Source organism: Mycolicibacterium komossense (assembly GCF_025822605.1).
Classification (GTDB): Bacteria; Actinomycetota; Actinomycetes; order Mycobacteriales; family Mycobacteriaceae; genus Mycobacterium; species Mycobacterium komossense.
Genome location: NZ_JACKTY010000047.1, coordinates 206,164 through 222,977, shown reverse-complemented (window position 1 = coordinate 222,977; position 16,814 = coordinate 206,164). Strand labels below are relative to the sequence as shown.

Here is a 16,814-nt window from a genome sequence, read left to right as displayed (position 1 = left end):
GGTAGCTGCCGTCGTGGCGGGGATGCTTCGCCGGCACGGTGATCCAGCGCGCGGGGCGGGAATGTGAACATTGTGCTGCGACGTGCGCTGGGAGGCGGTTGGCGAACTTCGCCGACGACGTGGCGTCCGCATGGATCCGCCGGAGCGGCCGAAGTAGGGTGGCGCGGTGCGCTCTGACGACTCTCCGCGGCTGCTCTTCGTCCACGCCCATCCCGACGACGAGACCCTCAACAACGGCGCCACCATCGCGCACTATGCGGCTCTCGGCGCGGCAGTGCACGTCGTGACGTGCACGCTCGGCGAAGAGGGTGAGGTGATCGGCGAGCGCTGGGCCCAGCTGGCCGTCGACCATGCCGATCAGCTCGGCGGCTATCGGATCGGTGAACTCACCGCCGCATTGCACCTGCTGGGAATCGGCGACCCGATATTTCTCGGCGGCGCCGGCCACTGGCGGGATTCCGGGATGGCGGGAACCGAACCCCGTTCCGGAGCAAGGAGATTCGCTGACTCCGACGATCGTGAGGCGATCGGTGCGCTGGTCGACGTCATCCGCGAGCTACGGCCGCATGTCGTCGTGACCTACGACCCCCACGGTGGGTACGGTCACCCGGATCACATCCGGGCTCACCAGATCACCACCGCGGCCGTGGCCGCAGCCGAGGGCGACGACTATCCGGGCGCTCCGTGGGCCGTGTCGAAGTTCTACTGGACGGTGATGTCGCACAGCGCGTTTGAAGCCGCCGCCCACGACCTGGACGACGGCGATCTTCAGCCCGGGTGGGAGCTGCCCACCGAAGCGGGCGAGCGCGGGTGGGCCGATGAACAGATCACCGCGGTCGTCGACGCGACGGACACGCTGAGCGCCAAGGTCGCTGCCCTGCGCGCGCATGCGACGCAGGTGACGGTCGGGCCGTCGGGCCGCGCCTGCGCGTTGTCGAACAATCTGGCGTTGCCGATCCACGGCCGCGAGCATTACGTGCTGGTCCGCGGAACCGCCGGTGCCTGCGACGAACGGGGTTGGGAAACCGATCTCCTGGCCGGGCTCTGACCGGACCATCGAGCCAACCCACCCGCTCAGAGAAGAGCGCCTCCGGCGGCAGCTCGGGCAGCGAGCCCGGATTGGTCGGGTCGCGACTACTTACTGCCGCGCGACGGGGTTGGCGGGGTATGGTGCACTGCACGCGCAGCGTCTGAAGGGACGACCCATGGATCCAGATCTCGACCCGAATCTGCAGCACTGGCAGGACCGCCTGGATAATTTCCAATGGGTGGTGGGTTCGCTTACCTCGCTGCTCGACAGCATGCCGACCTGACAGGCATCCTCCCGAGTTCCACGGCCGGCGAAGACCGCGGCGCTGGCTCACTCCTTGGCGCATTCGTTCTGGTTCTACTGGCTATCGACGGCATTCTCTGCGCTGTCGCCTCGGCGCTCTTTCTGCCGCTGTATATCGGGCGGCTGCCGTTTCCGATCAGCGCGGTGATCGCCGGTCTGGTCAATGCCGCACTGGTATGGGCCGCCATGTACTGGACCCCGTCGAACCGGTTCGCGGCCCTGCCGCTCTGGACCTGGCTGCTGACGGTAGGAGCATTGACGTTCGCCGGCCCGGGCGGCGATATCGTGTTCAGCGACATCGGTCTGATGCTGTTGCTGCTGGTCTTGGGCTCCGGACCGGCCGGTTGGCTGCTGTGGCGCCGCAATCAGTCCAACCAGCTGCCGCCCGCAGGACGACAGCTGGTCAACCGCAAGCAAACTGGGTAGGGCCGACTACTCGCCGCCGGCCGACTTGGCCGACGAGGCCGCCTTGGTGCCCTTCGTCACGCTCTTGACTGTCTTCTTCGCTCCCGTGGCGGCGGCGGCGGCGGAGGAGGTGGGCGCCTTCGCGGCCTTGGCTCCCTTGGCGTTCGGTTGCGCCACCTCGACATCGGTCGTGACGTCGGGGGCGGCCGTCGCGGTGGTGTCGAGGGCACCGAGATCCGTCGCGGCGCCCTTGACGACGGGTGTCGCGATCGCCGTGCTCGCGATGGTCTTCGTGATGGCCGTGGTGTCGGTGACTGAGGAGACGGCTTGGGTGATGTCAGAGACTGCCGCTTCAGCCGGCGCGAGTGCTGCTGTCGCCGCCTTGGTCGACTTGGCCAGAGGTGCGCTCAGTCCAGCGGTCAACTCCTTCGTCAGAGACGAGACTGTCGTAGGCGCAGCGCTGGCGGTCGCGGTCGCGGAGAAAGGCGGGATCGGAGGCAGCGGCGGGAGGTAACCGAGAATCCAGTTCAGCGTGTAATTGACCAAGTTGGTGCCGGCCTGGACGACGCCGTTGACCAGGGTGGGCGGGATCGCCGTCCAGTTTCCGTCGACCAGGTACTGGGCGCTCTGGAAAAGACTCTGGACCACGGGCTCGCCGGTGTAGTACCCCACCATGATCAGCGGCGCGAAGTAGCTGGCGACGGGCACGAACCCGACCGCATAGGTGGCGAGCTGGAACCCGTACTGCACCCAGGGCTCGGCAGCGTAGTAGAAGTTCATGATCGCGTTGCCGGTCCAGGACGCATTCACGGTCGCGGTTGCCTGGGTCCCGGTGGTGGCCGCCGCAATGGCGGTGGTGAGCGGGGCCACGTCGGGCACGATGGGCTGCACAGCCGCCAAAAGCCCCACGCTGGCGGTGTGCGCTGCAGGCGCGGCTGCAGGCATCGGCGCGACCGACGGCGAGACGACGATTGCAGTGGCGGTGAGGGCCGCGACCCCCGCTGTGAGCATCGACCGCAGCGAAACTTCCATGAACACTCCTGTTGAGATGGCCCGACTCGTGATGAACTTACGCGGCCGGGCAATGTGACGAGGGGTTAACTGGCGCGTGTGTCGTGAGTCCTCTCAGTGTGAGGCATCACCCAACGCGCCGGCGTCTGGGTCTAATGTTGCGTTCATGTCAGGGGCCGAGGTTTCAGATTGTGAGACGCGCGGATGATTCGTAGACGACCATGGGTTACACGGGAGTGGCTCTGAACCCCCAGCACGGCACTGCTCTGCCCAGCCCGGTTGTCCCACCTGCTATGGGTGCCCCCAGCCCCGCGGCGATGCGCAGAGTGTTGCGACGGGCCAGGGACGGGGTGGCGCTCAACGTGGACGAGGCGGCTGTCGCGCTGACCGCCCGCGGCGAGGATCTCGCCGACCTGATGACCAGCGCGGCCCGGGTCCGGGACGCCGGGCTGGAGTCAGCGGGCCGCCGTGGGGCGAGCGGCAGGCTGCCGATCAGTTATTCGCGCAAGGTTTTCATCCCCATCACGCATCTGTGCCGCGACACCTGCCACTACTGCACGTTCGTCACCGTGCCGGGCAAGCTGCGAGCCCAGGGCAAGGGGATGTACCTGGAGCCTGACGAGATCCTCGATATCGCCCGCGCCGGCGGCGAGCTCGGCTGCAAGGAAGCACTGTTCACGTTGGGCGATCGCCCGGAGGAGCGTTGGCCCGAGGCCAAGCAGTGGCTCGACGAGCGGGGCTATGACTCCACGCTGGATTACGTGCGGGCGATGGCGATCCGGGTGCTGGAGGAGACCGGTCTGCTGCCGCATCTGAATCCCGGCGTGATGAGCTGGTCGGAGATGTCCCGGCTCAAGCCGGTCGCGCCGTCGATGGGCATGATGCTGGAGACGACGTCGCGGCGGCTGTTCGAGACCAAGGGGCTGGCCCATTACGGCAGCCCCGACAAGGATCCCGAGGTGCGGTTGCGCACCTTGACCGACGCGGGCCGGTTGTCGATCCCGTTCACCACCGGTCTGCTGGTGGGGATCGGTGAGACACTGACCGAACGTGCCGAGACCATTCATGCTATTCGCAAGTCGCACAAAGAGTTCGGGCACATCCAGGAAGTGATCGTGCAGAACTTCCGGGCCAAGGATCACACCGCGATGGCTGCGACGCCGGATGCCGACATCGATGACTTCCTGGCCACGCTCGCCGTGTCGCGGCTGGTGTTGGGCCCGGGTATGCGCATCCAGGCCCCGCCGAACCTGGTGTCGCGGGCCGAATGCCTGGCGCTGATCGGTGCCGGCGTCGACGACTGGGGTGGTGTCTCCCCGCTGACCCCCGACCATGTCAATCCCGAGCGGCCGTGGCCGGCGCTGGATGAGCTGGCCGATGTGACGGCCGAGGCCGGGTACGACCTGGTCCAGCGGCTGACGGCGCAACCCAAATACGTTCAGGCCGGCTCGGCGTGGATCGATCCCCGGGTGCGAGCGCACGTCACCGCGCTGGCCGACCCGGAAACCGGCTGGGCCCGCGATGTGAAACCAGTCGGCCTGCCGTGGCAGGAGCCCGACGAGGCCACCGAATCGCTCGGACGCACCGACCTGCATGAAGCGATCGACACCGAGGGCCGTCGCACCGAAACCCGGTCGGATCTGGACAGTGCGTTCGGTGATTGGGATTCGATCCGCGACAAGGTGCACGAGTTGGCCGCCCGCGCGCCCGAGCGGGTCAACACCGATGTGCTGGCCGCGCTGCGCTCGGCCGAACGCGACCCCGCCGGGTGCAGTGACGACGAGTATCTTGCGCTGGCCACTGCGGACGGTCCGGCGCTGGAAGCCGTTACCGCGCTGGCGAATTCGCTGCGCAAAGACGTCGTCGGCGACGACGTGACCTTCGTGGTGAACCGGAATATCAACTTCACCAACATCTGCTACACCGGCTGCCGATTCTGCGCTTTCGCCCAGCGCAAGGGCGACGCCGATGCGTTCTCGCTGTCCACCGGCGAGGTCGCCGATCGGGCCTGGGAAGCGCACGTCGCCGGTGCCACCGAGGTGTGCATGCAGGGTGGTATCGACCCCGAACTGCCGGTGACCGGCTACGCCGACCTGGTGCGCGCGGTCAAGGCGCGGGTGCCGTCCATGCACGTGCACGCGTTCTCGCCGATGGAGATCTCCAACGGTGTCACCCGCAGCGGGCTGTCGCTACGGGAATGGCTGACCAGCCTCTATGAGGCCGGCCTCGGCAGCATCCCGGGCACCGCCGCGGAGATCCTCGACGACGAGGTCCGTTGGGTGCTGACCAAGGGCAAGCTGCCGACCTCGGAGTGGATCGACGTCGTCACCACCGCCCACGAAGTGGGGCTTCGGTCCAGTTCGACGATGATGTACGGCCACGTCGACACTCCGAAACACTGGGTGGGCCATCTCAACGTGCTACGCGGAATCCAGGATCGCACCGGCGGTTTCACCGAATTCGTGCCGCTGCCGTTCGTGCACCAGAGCTCGCCGCTGTATCTGGCCGGCGCTGCCCGCCCCGGACCGACGCACCGCGATAACCGCGCCGTGCACGCGTTGGCGCGAATCATGTTGCACGGCAGGATCGACAACATCCAGACCAGCTGGGTCAAGCTGGGCGTCGAGCGCACCCAGATCATGCTCCAGGGCGGTGCCAACGATCTCGGTGGGACGTTGATGGAGGAGACCATCTCGCGGATGGCCGGTTCGGAGAACGGCTCGGCGAAGTCGGTCGCCGAACTGGTTGCCATCGCGGAGGGTATCGGCCGTCCCGCCCGGCAGCGTTCGACCACGTACACCCCGCTAGCGGCCTGAGGTCCAACGCCGTCACCCGCGGAAGGCACGGGGGTCATGGGCCCGGCACAGCCGCGCCACGGCTTCGGAGATGAGCAGACCGGTCTGCATACCGAGGGCGATCGCGACCAACGAGATGATGGTCGCGGTCAAAACCGCACTGCTGTCACCGCCGACGAGTTCGGTGACACCGATCAGCCCCAGTGAGCCGGGCACCAGAAGCCAGAAGCCCGGCAGGATCAATGCCATCGTCGGCGGAGAGTTCGGCAGTCGGGTGATCAGGACTGCGCCGATCGTGAGGACAACTCCGCCGAAGAACCCGCTGGCGTAGCTGCCGGCAATGGCGTTGCCGAGGACCTGGCCCGAATACGAGACCAGCAGAATCACCACCATCCAGGGTAGGAACCACCGCGGTGGTCCGAAGAACAGGGTGGTGCCGATGGCGTAGACGAGCACACCCACCCACGGCGCCCACGGGCCAATCAGGTTGTTGGGGTTGTCGACGAGGTTGGAACTGCCCAGACCGGTCACCTGCGCGGCGATCAGGATGCCGAATGCCAGTTGCCCCAACCGGATGAACCCCGAGATCAACCTGCTTGAGCCCGAAACCAATTGATGGGTGGACAATTCGATGACGGCCAGCGTGATTGCCGCCCCTGGCATGAAGTAGGCCAGCGGGGCGATGAGTACCCGCAAACTGCCGAAGCTGTAGTGGGCGAGGTGGGCCACGGTGAAGGAGATGGTCGCGACCAGAAACGCGACGATGATCGGCAACAGTTGTTCCAGTGCGTCGCTCACCCGGACGACTGCGGTGAGGATCCCCACCATCAGCCCCAGCCCCAGCGCCGCCGCGAGTGCCCACGGTGCCGGCTGCAGGATCAGCGCCAGGCCAGTGCTCTGGATCGCGTAGCCGATGACGCCGACCCACACCGGGAAGCGCGGCGGCAGGGCATAAATGCGGTCCAGCTCGGTCATCCCGTCTGCGGGCGAGATGGAGCCCGTCTGCGCGCGCGAGATCAACCGAGCCAGCGGAAAGGTCTGGTGATAGCGGAGATCCCGCTCAGGTCGGGCGATGTGGAGCGCGGTGTGCCCGCTGCTGTCCGTCCCTCCGACGTGCACGTAGTTCGGCAGCACCAGGATTTCCTGGGTGACGTGGTAGGCATTCGCCGTGGTCACCATGGTGTGCTGGACCATGGTGACTGGGTAGTTCGCGCCGGCCATGGTCGCGCCCAACCGCGCGATGAAGCCGGTCGCCCCTTCGGCCCCGCGCTCCTCCTCGGGCGTCACCCCGCGAATGTAACGCCACTGCGCGACGATCCTTCGGAACGCGCCCGAGGAATATATTCGGACCATGGTCCGGTTATGGTGGGGAGGGCGCCGGGAGGTCCGGCGCCATCCGCCAAGGAGACATTCACCATGACTGCTGCAGTAACCAGCCAGCTCGGCACCGGCACCTGGGCGATCGACTCGGCCCACTCGTCGATCCACTTCTCGGTCCGCCACCTGGTGGTGAGCAAGGTGCGCGGTAGCTTCGACCGCTTTACCGGCACCATCACCGTCGCCGAGGACGGCACCCCGTCGGTGACCGCCGAGATCGACGTCACCTCGATCAACTCCGGCAACGAGCAGCGCGACGCCCACCTCAAGGCCGGCGATTTCTTCGACGCCGAGAAGTATCCGACCGCGCAGTTCACCGCCACCGGGGTGGCAGCCTCCGGCGACCACTACGTGCTCAACGGTGATTTCACCCTCAAGGGTGTCACCAAGCCGATCACCCTGTCGCTGGCGTTCAACGGCGTCAACCCGGGCATGGGCCATGGCGAGGTCGCGGGCTTCGAGGCCTCGGTTGTGCTCAATCGCAAGGATTTCGGCATCGATATCGACATGCCACTGGAGACCGGTGGCGCCGTCGTCGGCGACAAGGTCACCATCACTCTGGAGATTGAAGCCCTCAGGTCTTGAGCGATTTCGGCGTGTTCCGTCGCCCTCAGCGGTCCGGAGCACGCCGAAATCACAGTCGGGCGGCGAGTTCGGTGCCTTGGCGGATGGCACGTTTCGCATCGAGCTCGGCGGCCAGCGCGGCGCCGCCGATGATGTGCGGGTCGATCGCGGCACGGCGCAGGGCGTCTTCGAGGTCACGCACCGGTTCCTGGCCGGCGCAGACGATGACGTTGTCGACGTCGAGTATCTGCGGGCGGGTGTGGTCGGAGCCAAAGCTGATGTGCAGGCCGGCGTCGTCGATGCGTTCGTAGTTCACTCCGGAAAGCTGTTGCACACCTTTGGCTTTCAGTGATGCCCGATGTACCCAGCCGGTGGTCTTGCCCAGTCCCTTGCCCTGGGCGCCCTTGCTGCGCTGCAGCAGGTAGACCTCACGGACGGGCGGCGCCGGGATGGGGGTGGCCAGCGCACCGCGCGCCTGGGGCGCTTCGTGGGAATCCAACGCGCCCCATTCGGCCTTCCACTCCTTGAGGTTCAGAGTCGGAGACTGATCGGTCACCAGCAACTCGCTGACATCGAATCCGATTCCACCGGCGCCGATTACCGCGACTCTGCGGCCGATCGGCCTGGTGCCGTAGATCGCCTCCGGGTAGCTCAGTACCTTCGGGTGATCGATCCCGGGGATCGACGGCATCCGCGGCGTCACGCCGGTGGCCAGTACCACGTCGTCAAATTCACCCAACTGCTCTGCGGCCACCCGAACGCCCAATCGCTGTGTGACGCCGTATTTGTCGAGCATGGCGGCGTAGTAGCGGATGGTCTCGGTGAACTCTTCTTTACCGGGGATGCGGCGCGCCATGTCGAACTGCCCACCGATGAACGTGTTGGCGTCGAACAACGTGACCCGGTGGCCGCGGGCCCCGGCGTTCACGGCGGCCGCCAATCCGGCCGGTCCGGCACCGACGACGGCCACCGACCGGGCCGCGCGGGTTGGCCCGAGGACCAGCGTCGTCTCCCGGCCGGCGCGTGGATTGAGCAGGCACGACACGGTTTTGTGGACGAAGACGTGGTCCAGGCAGGCCTGATTGCAGGCGATGCAGGTGTTGATCTCATCGGCGTGATCGGCTTGGGCTTTCTGTACCCAGTCCGGGTCGCTCAACAGGGGGCGCGCCATCGAGATCAGCTTGACGTGCGTCTCGGCCAGGATCTGCTCGGCGGCGGCCGGCATGTTGATCCGGTTGGACGCCACGACGGGAATGCCCACGTGCTCGGCGAGCGCGCTGCTGATATCGACGAACGCATTGGCCGGCACCGAGGTGACGATCGTCGGTACCCGGGCCTCGTGCCAGCCGATGCCGGTGTTGATGATCGTCGCCCCCGCCGCTTCGATTTCGGCTGCCAGGGCGAGGATTTCGTCCCAGGTCTGGCCGTCCTCGACGTAGTCGGCCAGCGACATCCGGTAGCAGATGACGAAATCGGAGCCCACCGCCGCGCGGGTCCGCCGGACGATCTCCACCGGGAAGCGCCGGCGTTTCACCGGTGTCCCACCCCAGGAGTCGGTCCGCTTGTTGGTGCGCGGCGCCAGGAACTGGTTCAGCAGGTATCCCTCGCTGCCCATGATCTCGACACCGTCGTAACCCGCCTCGCGGGCCAGCAGCGCGCACCGCACGAAATCGTCGATGGTGTCCTGCACGCCCTTCGATGACAGCTTGCGTGGCCGAAAGGGGTTGATGGGGGCCTTGATCGAGGATGCGCTGGCCGAGAACGGGTGGTAGGCGTAGCGGCCGGCATGCAGGATCTGCAGCAGGATCTTCGCCCCGCCGTCGTGCACCGCGCCGGTGATCCGGCGGTGTCTGCGAGCCTCTGTCGAACTCAGTAACTGGGCGGCGAAGGGGAGTAGCCAGCCGGTTCGGTTGGGGGCATAGCCGCCGGTGATGATGAGCCCGACGCCGCCGCGGGCGCGCTCGGCGAAGTATTCGGCGAGCCGGTCGGTGTCCTTGGCGCGGTCTTCCATGCCGGTGTGCATCGAGCCCATGATCACCCGGTTACGCAGAGTGGTGAAGCCAAGGTCTAAGGGGGACAGTAGGTTCGGGTAGTTCATTGGTCACCTTCCAGTGCGGCCAGTACTTCGTCGAGCCAGTCGAGGGAGCTTTCCTCGGCGCGGATCCCGCCGCGTAGCACCAGATGCTGGTGCAGGGCGGCGCCGCGTAGTGCGCCCGGCTCGGGGAACTGGCGTTTCTCGTAGCCGCGGTACACATCGAGTAGGGCGGCCCGCTCGGCGCGCAGTGCGACGATCTGTTGGTGCAATGCGCTGACATCGCCGTAGACGGCGCCGCGCAGTTTGACCGCCAGGTCGCGGGTGCGACTGTCGGTCGCCGCACTGCCGTCCCCGGTTAGCGGCTCGGCGATCCAGCGGGCCAGCTCGGCGCGGCCCGACTCGGCGACGGTGTACACCTTTTTGTCGGGTCTGCCCTGCTGAGTCACCGGTGTCACGTGCACCCATCCGTCGTCTTCCATGGTCCGCAACGTGCGGTAGATCTGCTGGTGGGTGGCGGACCAGAAGTGGCCGATGGATCGGTCGAACCGGCTGGCCAGCTCATAGCCGGAGCCGGACTGTTCGGACAGTGAGACCAGGATCGCGTGGGGGAGTGCCACGCGCGGAGCCTAGGTGGTACCGGGAGTCCTATGCAACTAGTTGCACTAGGCCGCAACGAGCGTTGGTGTCAGCGTGCGCAACTTGTATATGCAACGTCTAGTATCAGTAACTGCTAGCCCTAGCGGGTCAGGGATGCAAAGTTAGGGCACACTGACACAGCCGTCCGGTTCCAGCCACCGGATACTTGGTCAGCAGCTCACCAGAAACGGCAAACAGCAGCCCCCACAGGAAGAGCGCAGAGAACCTTGAGGAGAGTTCTGTGACGTACACGATCGCCCAGCCATGCGTCGACGTCAAAGACAAGGCATGTATCGAAGAATGCCCGGTCGACTGCATCTACGAGGGTGCGCGGATGCTCTACATCCACCCGGACGAATGTGTGGACTGCGGTGCGTGTGAGCCGGTATGCCCCGTCGAGGCCATCTTCTACGAAGACGACGTGCCCGATCAGTGGAGCAGCTACACCCAGTCGAACGCCGACTTCTTCGAGGAGCTCGGCTCCCCGGGTGGCGCTTCGAAGGTGGGGCAGACCGATAACGATCCGAAGGCGATCAAGGACCTGCCGCCCCAGGGCGAGGACTGAGCGAACCGATGTTGCGCCGGCCCGTGTCGGCGAAGCTGCCGGTCTTTCCGTGGGACACCCTCTCGGATGTCACCGCGAAAGCCCGCGCGCACGCCGGCGGCATAGTCGATCTATCGGTCGGCACTCCCGTTGATCCGGTTGCCCCGCTGATCCGCGAGGCCCTGGCCGCTGCCAGTGCCTCGCCGGGATATCCCACCACCGCCGGGACGGCCGCACTGCGCCAGTCGGCGATCGCCGCGCTGGAACGCCGGTACGGCGTCACCGGTGTCGGTGAGCAGGCCGTGCTGCCGGTGATCGGTACCAAAGAACTGATCGCCTGGCTGCCGACGCTGCTGGGGTTGGGCGGTGACGATCTGGTCGTCGTGCCCGAACTCGCCTACCCCACTTACGACGTGGGTGCGCGCCTGGCCGGAGCGCAGGTGCTGGTCGCCGATTCGCTGACCCAGGTCGGCCCGCAGTCGCCTGCGCTGGTCTTCATCAACTCCCCGAGCAACCCCACCGGCAGGGTGCTGGGCGCCGACCATCTGCGCAAAGTGGTTGGCTGGGCTCGCGAACGGGGTGCGATCGTCGCCTCCGACGAGTGCTACCTCGGGCTGAGCTGGGACGCCTCCCCGCTGTCGGTGCTGCACCCCTCGGTCAGCGGAGGCGACCATACCGGCTTGCTCGCGGTGCATTCGCTGTCGAAGACCTCGTCGTTGGCCGGGTACCGCGCGGGATTCGTCGCTGGCGATCCAGCGCTGGTGGCCGAGTTGCTCGCGGTGCGCAAGCATGCCGGGATGATGGTGCCGACGCCGGTGCAGTCGGCGATGACCGCCGCCCTCGACGACGACGCCCACGAGAAGGAACAACGCGACCGGTACGCTCGCCGCCGCGACCTGCTGCTGCCCGCGGTCCGGGCGGCGGGTTTCACCGTCGATCATTCCGAGGCGGGTCTGTATCTCTGGGCGACGCGCGGTGAACCCTGCCGTGACACCGTGGCGTGGCTCGCCGATCGCGGAATCCTGGTGGCGCCGGGGGAGTTCTACGGCGCCCGGGGTGCTCAGCATGTCCGGATCGCATTGACGGCCACCGATGAGCGGATCGCCGCGGCGGTGGACCGACTGGCGTCGTAGTGGACCCGCGGCACAACCTAAGGTCCGGTTCGACGTACGACGGCTCGTCGACCATCCTGCGCAGCTGCCGCTGAGCTACACCCTGCACGCCGTCAAACGGTTGCGATCGCCCGCAGGCTCAGCGAAAGCAGAAGCCGCACATCGGGATCTGTCAATGACGTGGCCAACACCTGCTCGATACGACGCACCCGGTAGCGCACCGTATTCGGATGCACGTGTAACCGCTGTGCAGCCGTCGCGATATCGCCGAAACTGTCCAGATAGGCCCGCAACGTCTCGGCCAGCATCGGATCCTGGTCCCTCAGCGCACGCACCCTCGGGTCGGTCAGTCGGTCGTTGGCAGCGATCATGGTCACGATTTCGTCGAGCAATACCGTGGTGCGCGCCTCCGCCAGCGATGTCACGTCACCGATCGCCCCTGGGTGGCGTTCGGCGCTGTCGAGTACCCGGTCCACCTCCGCTCGTGCGGTAGCGGCGTTGGCCAGCCCGGCAACAGGGCTGGCGATCACTGCGCGCAGCCCCAGCCCGAGCTCCGAACGCAAGCTGGCTATCGTGCCGCGGATCCAGGAGGTCAGCGCCGCCGACTTGCCGGTGTCGGGGAACAGCACGTACACCCGGGAACCGTTCGCCGTCACCTGGGCGTCCCCGCGAAAAGCGCTGGCACTCAAGGACAGAACGTCAGCTACCCGCGCCCCGACGGAGGCCGTCTCGAAGGCGATCACCGCGGCGCGCCCGTCCGCGACGATATTCAACTCGCGCGCGGTCGCCGCGATATCGGAGTTCTCGGTATCGCGCAGGCCGAGAAGTTCCTGCACCTGCTTGGCATGGGTGGAGGGGGTCGCGGCCAGTCTGGCCATGACGCGGGCAGCCAGTACCGCGGCGCCGCGTAGGACGCTGTCGGTGTCATCGGCCAGTGGTCGGGAACCCTGTTGCAGCCAGATGGTGCCGGCGCAAACGGGGGCCCGGCGCTCGTCGGCGGCCGGTGCGAAAATGCCGATGGCCGCCCGTGGCTGCAGCCCCAGTTCCGGGCGCGCGTCCACCCGGACCACCTCGCGGCGCGCGCGCAGTGCGTCGAAGATGCCCCACTGGGCGATCCACTGCAGATGCTCGGGCGGCCCTGCCCGGCCCAAGATCGACAGCCGGCGAAGATCGTCGGCCTCGTCGTTGGAGGCAGAGTAGGCCAGCACATGTGACTGGGCGTCCTCGATGCTGACCATGCCGTGGGTGCGATCGGCGATCGACTGGGCCAAGGCGAACAGATCCGTACCGGAAGAATGTAGCGGGTCGGCCCGGTCGCCATGATGGTCGAAGACGTGATTGACCAACCGGTACAGCCGCTCCCAGCGCGCGCGAGGATCGACCGCGACGACAGCGCTTCCAGCGGCGACGGCGCGTGCGATCACCGCAGGGGCGGGCTCCTTGAGGAAAAGGGCGGTGGGTGCACGACCGGTCAGAGCCAGTTGGCGATCCAGCCAGCGAAGTGCCTCGTCCTCACCGATTCCGAGCAGGAAGAACACATCGGCGGCGCCGGCGCCGTGCGCCAGGCCGAGGCGGACGTCATCGGAATCGATGAGCGCGGCCGATGCCACCGTCAGGTCGAGGCCGCGCGGCGCCTGCACCAGCGTCACCAGCGTCGCGTCCAGGGCGAGCAGCAGCTGACCCAGTCCCACCCCGGTCGCGTCCATATTGGCCGATGCTACTAGCTCATCTCCACGGGTTTGTCGGTTCGGCCAAGAGATCCCGAGGTGGGCCGGAGGATCCTGAACCGCATGGATGCCATCACCGATGTGCCGTTACCCGCCAACGAACCCGTACACGAATACGCGCCGCAATCCTGCGAACGCGCCCGTCTCACCGCCGCCCTGACCGCGCTCGCGGGTGAGCAGATCGACCTTCCCCACGTCATCGGCGGCAGGCGCACCATGGGCGGTGGCACCCGCGTCAACGTCGTCCAGCCGCATAAACATGCCGCGACTCTGGGCACGCTCACCAACGCCGGACCCGCCGAGGCCACCGCCGCGCTCGACGCCGCCGCCGGAGCAAAAACAGCCTGGGCCGCCACGCCGTTCGACGAGCGGGCCGCGGTATTCCTGCGTGCCGCCGACCTGCTGACCGGACCGTGGCGGGAGAGGCTCGTCGCCGCCACCATGCTGGGACAGTCGAAAACGGCTTATCAGGCGGAGATCGACGCTGCCTGCGAACTCGCCGACTTCTGGCGCTTCAACGTCGCATTTGCGCGGCAGATCATGGCCCAACAGCCGGTCAGCGGCCGCGGTGTCTGGAACCGCACCGACTACCGCCCATTGGAGGGCTTCGTCTACGCCATCACCCCGTTCAACTTCACCGCCATCGCCGGCAATCTGCCCACCGCCGCGGCGTTGATGGGAAATACCGTCATCTGGAAACCATCTGTCACCCAGGCGTTCTCGGCATACCTGACGATGCAGTTGCTGGAGGCCGCGGGCCTGCCGCCCGGGGTGATCAACCTCCTGCACGGGGACGGCCTGGCGGTCTCCGACGTGGTGCTGGCCGATCCGCGGTTGGCCGGGATCCATTTCACCGGGTCGACCGCGACCTTCCAGCATCTGTGGCGTGAGGTTGGCGTCAACGTCGACCGTTACCACACCTATCCGCGGCTGGTCGGCGAGACCGGCGGGAAGGATTTCGTGGTGGCACACCGCTCCGCCCGCCCGGATGTGTTGCGTACCGCCCTGATTCGTGGTGCCTTCGACTACCAGGGCCAGAAATGCTCGGCGGCGTCGCGGGCGTTCGTGGCCCGGTCGGTCTGGCAACAAATGGGTGACGACTTCCTGGCCGCCACCGATGCGCTGCCCTACGGCGACGTCTCCGACCTGTCGAACTACGGGGGTGCGCTCATCGACGAGCGCGCGTTCGCCAAGAACGTGCAGGCCATCGAGCGGGCCAAGAGCGCCGCGGGTGTGACGGTCGCCGCCGGTGGCGAATACGACGACAGCGAGGGGTATTTCGTCCGGCCCACGGTGCTGTTGTCCGACGACCCGAGCGACGAGGCGTTCTCAGAGGAGTACTTCGGGCCCATTCTCGCGGTGCACGTGTATCCCGATGAGCGATACCAGGACATTCTCGACGTGGTCGACGCCGGAGCCAAGTACGGGCTGACCGGAGCCGTCATCGCCGACGACCGCGCCGCGGTACAGGCTGCCGAGAACCGATTACGTTTCGCCGCAGGCAATTTCTACGTCAACGACAAGCCGACCGGCGCGGTGGTAGGGCAGCAGCCCTTCGGCGGATCGCGGGCGTCGGGCACCAACGACAAGGCGGGATCGCCGCTGAACCTGCTGAGATGGACGTCGGCCCGCTCCATCAAGGAGACCTTCGTGCCGCCCACCGACCACAACTACCCTCATATGGAGGCATGAGATGTCGGTCTTCGGCAAGGTTGCCCGGCCGGCCATCATGGCGGCCAGTCGCTCCGCCGGGCTTCGGTACACCGCGGAACGAATGCCGGTAACCCGTAAGGTGGTGCATCGCTTCGTGCCCGGCGAGACCGTCGATGCTGCGATGGAAACCGTGGCGATGCTTCGGGATACCGGCCGCTACGTCAGCATTGACTACCTCGGGGAAGACGTCGCCGACGCCGACGCCGCGCAGCAGACGGTCGTCGCCTACCTCGCTCTGCTCGATGCTCTGGGTGCTCGAGGTGAGCATCGGGACGGTCCCGCGTCACTTGAGGTCTCACTGAAACTGTCCGCACTGGGGCAGGCACTGGGGCGTGATGGCGAGAAGATCGCGCTGGAGAACGCCCACACCATCTGTGCAAAGGCGCGTGAGGTCGGGGCCTGGGTGACCATCGACGCCGAAGACCACACCACCACCGACTCCACGTTGTCGATCGTTCGCGAGCTGCGGGACGACTTCGACTGGCTCGGAACCGTCCTGCAGGCGTACCTCAAGCGCACCTACGGCGACTGCGAGGAGTTCGCCGCCGCCGGTGCGCGAATTCGATTGTGCAAGGGCGCATACGACGAGCCTGCCTCGGTCGCCTTCCGTGACCGCGACGAGGTGACGGACTCGTATCTGCGGTGCCTGACCGTACTGATGCGGGGCGCGGGATATCCGATGGTCGCCTCGCACGACCCGGCGGTCATCGCCGCCGTACCCGAGCTGATCCGCGAAACCAGCCGCGGAGTAGGCGATTTCGAATATCAGATGCTGTACGGCATTCGTGACGGCGAGCAGCTCCGTCTCGTCGACGACGGGAATCACCTGCGGGTGTACGTGCCGTTCGGCACGCAGTGGTACGGCTACTTCGTCCGGCGGCTGGCTGAACGACCCGCCAATCTCACGTTCTTCCTGCGGGCGCTCGCCGAACGCCAGACCTGATTGCGCCGCTGGGTTAGGCCGGCGCGGCGGCCACCGGCATCAGCACGTTGCCGCGACAAGGCCCGTCGAGGATGTCGGTGTACCAGGTACCGCGCAGCGTCCCGTCGGACTGGGGCGCGTAGTTCACCCATGAAGTAGCCGGGCTGAACACCTTGGGCACGCCGTCACCGCGGAAGCACTCCCACTGCCAGTCGTAGGTCACGGCCCATTTGGCGCCGTCCCAGATGTAGCGCGTCGGTTGTGGGATGGTCGGATTCGTCGGCGCGGGGCCGTCGACGACGGTCGCGATGCACGACGACGTCGAGCACGCGGTCGAGAAGGTGAACACCGCACCGAAATCAGGTTCCGCCTGACGGGCGGCGACGCTGGTCCCCGCCTTCTGGGACGCATACGTCATGACGTTGTAGCGGCCGTTCCACGGTTGTCCCGCCGCGAGAGCCGTGCCCTCGACGGCGGTGCACAAGCCCACGACGAGCAGCGCACCGCACATCGCGGTGCGCAGGCGGCGTACAGACATGGCGGTCCCTCTGCGGTGTTCTCAGCTTGTGGAAACACCACGTTAACGGGACGATCTGACGAAAATAGCCCGACGCCCGACGCGCCGCGCGAGTCGTTACAG

Annotated in this window: 14 protein-coding genes; 8 read left to right on the top strand and 6 right to left on the bottom strand. The window is 66.8% G+C overall.

Annotated elements, in window-relative coordinates; genetic code table 11:
• Nucleotides 1-166: 166 nt before the first annotated feature.
• Together mshB and H7J73_RS28575 are read left to right on the top strand one after the other, a co-directional pair.
• Entirely contained in the window at nucleotides 167-1,048 is an 882-nt protein-coding gene (gene mshB / locus H7J73_RS28580) for an N-acetyl-1-D-myo-inositol-2-amino-2-deoxy-alpha-D-glucopyranoside deacetylase (RefSeq protein WP_264071182.1), read from the top strand.
• A gap of 216 nt (nucleotides 1,049-1,264) precedes the next feature.
• Entirely contained in the window at nucleotides 1,265-1,759 is a 495-nt protein-coding gene (locus H7J73_RS28575; RefSeq protein ID WP_264071181.1) for a hypothetical protein, read from the top strand.
• A 6-nt stretch (nucleotides 1,760-1,765) separates the two neighbouring features.
• Here H7J73_RS28575 and H7J73_RS28570 read toward each other — a convergent pair whose 3' ends face one another.
• Complete coding sequence (locus H7J73_RS28570) at nucleotides 1,766-2,770, bottom strand: hypothetical protein (protein WP_264071180.1); 1,005 nt, start codon at nucleotides 2,768-2,770, stop codon at nucleotides 1,766-1,768.
• A gap of 215 nt (nucleotides 2,771-2,985) precedes the next feature.
• On the opposite strand from H7J73_RS28570, the gene H7J73_RS28565 reads away from it, so the two are divergent.
• Nucleotides 2,986-5,565: a bifunctional FO biosynthesis protein CofGH gene (locus H7J73_RS28565; protein ID WP_264071178.1), complete on the top strand. Its 2,580-nt coding sequence runs from the start codon at nucleotides 2,986-2,988 to the stop codon at nucleotides 5,563-5,565.
• 12 nt (nucleotides 5,566-5,577) lie between these two features.
• Here the strand turns inward: H7J73_RS28565 and H7J73_RS28560 are convergent, their stop codons facing one another.
• Complete coding sequence (locus tag H7J73_RS28560; RefSeq protein WP_264071177.1) at nucleotides 5,578-6,831, bottom strand: threonine/serine exporter family protein; 1,254 nt, start codon at nucleotides 6,829-6,831, stop codon at nucleotides 5,578-5,580.
• 129 nt (nucleotides 6,832-6,960) lie between these two features.
• Here H7J73_RS28560 and H7J73_RS28555 point away from each other — a divergent pair, with 129 nt between their 5' ends.
• Entirely contained in the window at nucleotides 6,961-7,506 is a 546-nt protein-coding gene (locus tag H7J73_RS28555; protein WP_264071176.1) for a YceI family protein, read from the top strand.
• Between the two features lie 49 nt (nucleotides 7,507-7,555).
• On the opposite strand, the gene H7J73_RS28550 is transcribed toward H7J73_RS28555, so the two are convergent.
• Together H7J73_RS28550 and H7J73_RS28545 are read right to left on the bottom strand one after the other, a co-directional pair.
• Nucleotides 7,556-9,583, bottom strand: a complete 2,028-nt coding sequence (locus H7J73_RS28550; RefSeq protein WP_264071175.1) for an NADPH-dependent 2,4-dienoyl-CoA reductase — start codon at nucleotides 9,581-9,583, stop codon at nucleotides 7,556-7,558.
• Nucleotides 9,580-10,137 carry a PadR family transcriptional regulator gene (locus tag H7J73_RS28545; RefSeq protein WP_264071173.1) on the bottom strand — a complete coding sequence of 186 codons (558 nt, stop codon included), beginning with the start codon at nucleotides 10,135-10,137 and terminating at the stop codon, nucleotides 9,580-9,582. Before H7J73_RS28545 ends, H7J73_RS28550 begins: the two co-directional genes overlap by 4 nt.
• Nucleotides 10,138-10,397: 260 nt before the next feature.
• On the opposite strand from H7J73_RS28545, the gene fdxA reads away from it, so the two are divergent.
• Together fdxA and dapC are read left to right on the top strand one after the other, a co-directional pair.
• Nucleotides 10,398-10,721 carry a ferredoxin gene (fdxA, locus tag H7J73_RS28540; protein WP_264071172.1) on the top strand — a complete coding sequence of 108 codons (324 nt, stop codon included), beginning with the start codon at nucleotides 10,398-10,400 and terminating at the stop codon, nucleotides 10,719-10,721.
• Between the two features lie 8 nt (nucleotides 10,722-10,729).
• A complete protein-coding gene (gene dapC / locus H7J73_RS28535) occupies nucleotides 10,730-11,833 on the top strand; it encodes a succinyldiaminopimelate transaminase (RefSeq protein ID WP_264071169.1) in 1,104 nt (367 codons plus the stop codon).
• Between the two features lie 92 nt (nucleotides 11,834-11,925).
• Here dapC and H7J73_RS28530 read toward each other — a convergent pair whose 3' ends face one another.
• Complete coding sequence (locus H7J73_RS28530; protein WP_264071168.1) at nucleotides 11,926-13,518, bottom strand: PucR family transcriptional regulator; 1,593 nt, start codon at nucleotides 13,516-13,518, stop codon at nucleotides 11,926-11,928.
• A gap of 84 nt (nucleotides 13,519-13,602) precedes the next feature.
• Here H7J73_RS28530 and pruA point away from each other — a divergent pair, with 84 nt between their 5' ends.
• Together pruA and H7J73_RS28520 are read left to right on the top strand one after the other, a co-directional pair.
• Nucleotides 13,603-15,231 carry an L-glutamate gamma-semialdehyde dehydrogenase gene (pruA, locus tag H7J73_RS28525; RefSeq protein WP_264071167.1) on the top strand — a complete coding sequence of 543 codons (1,629 nt, stop codon included), beginning with the start codon at nucleotides 13,603-13,605 and terminating at the stop codon, nucleotides 15,229-15,231.
• 1 nt (nucleotide 15,232) lies between these two features.
• Entirely contained in the window at nucleotides 15,233-16,195 is a 963-nt protein-coding gene (locus H7J73_RS28520; protein WP_264071166.1) for a proline dehydrogenase family protein, read from the top strand.
• 13 nt (nucleotides 16,196-16,208) lie between these two features.
• On the opposite strand, the gene H7J73_RS28515 is transcribed toward H7J73_RS28520, so the two are convergent.
• On the bottom strand, nucleotides 16,209-16,712 hold the full coding sequence (locus tag H7J73_RS28515) for an Rv2253 family sensor-like surface protein (RefSeq protein WP_435405594.1): 504 nt from the start codon (nucleotides 16,710-16,712) through the stop codon (nucleotides 16,209-16,211).
• Nucleotides 16,713-16,814 lie beyond the last annotated feature (102 nt).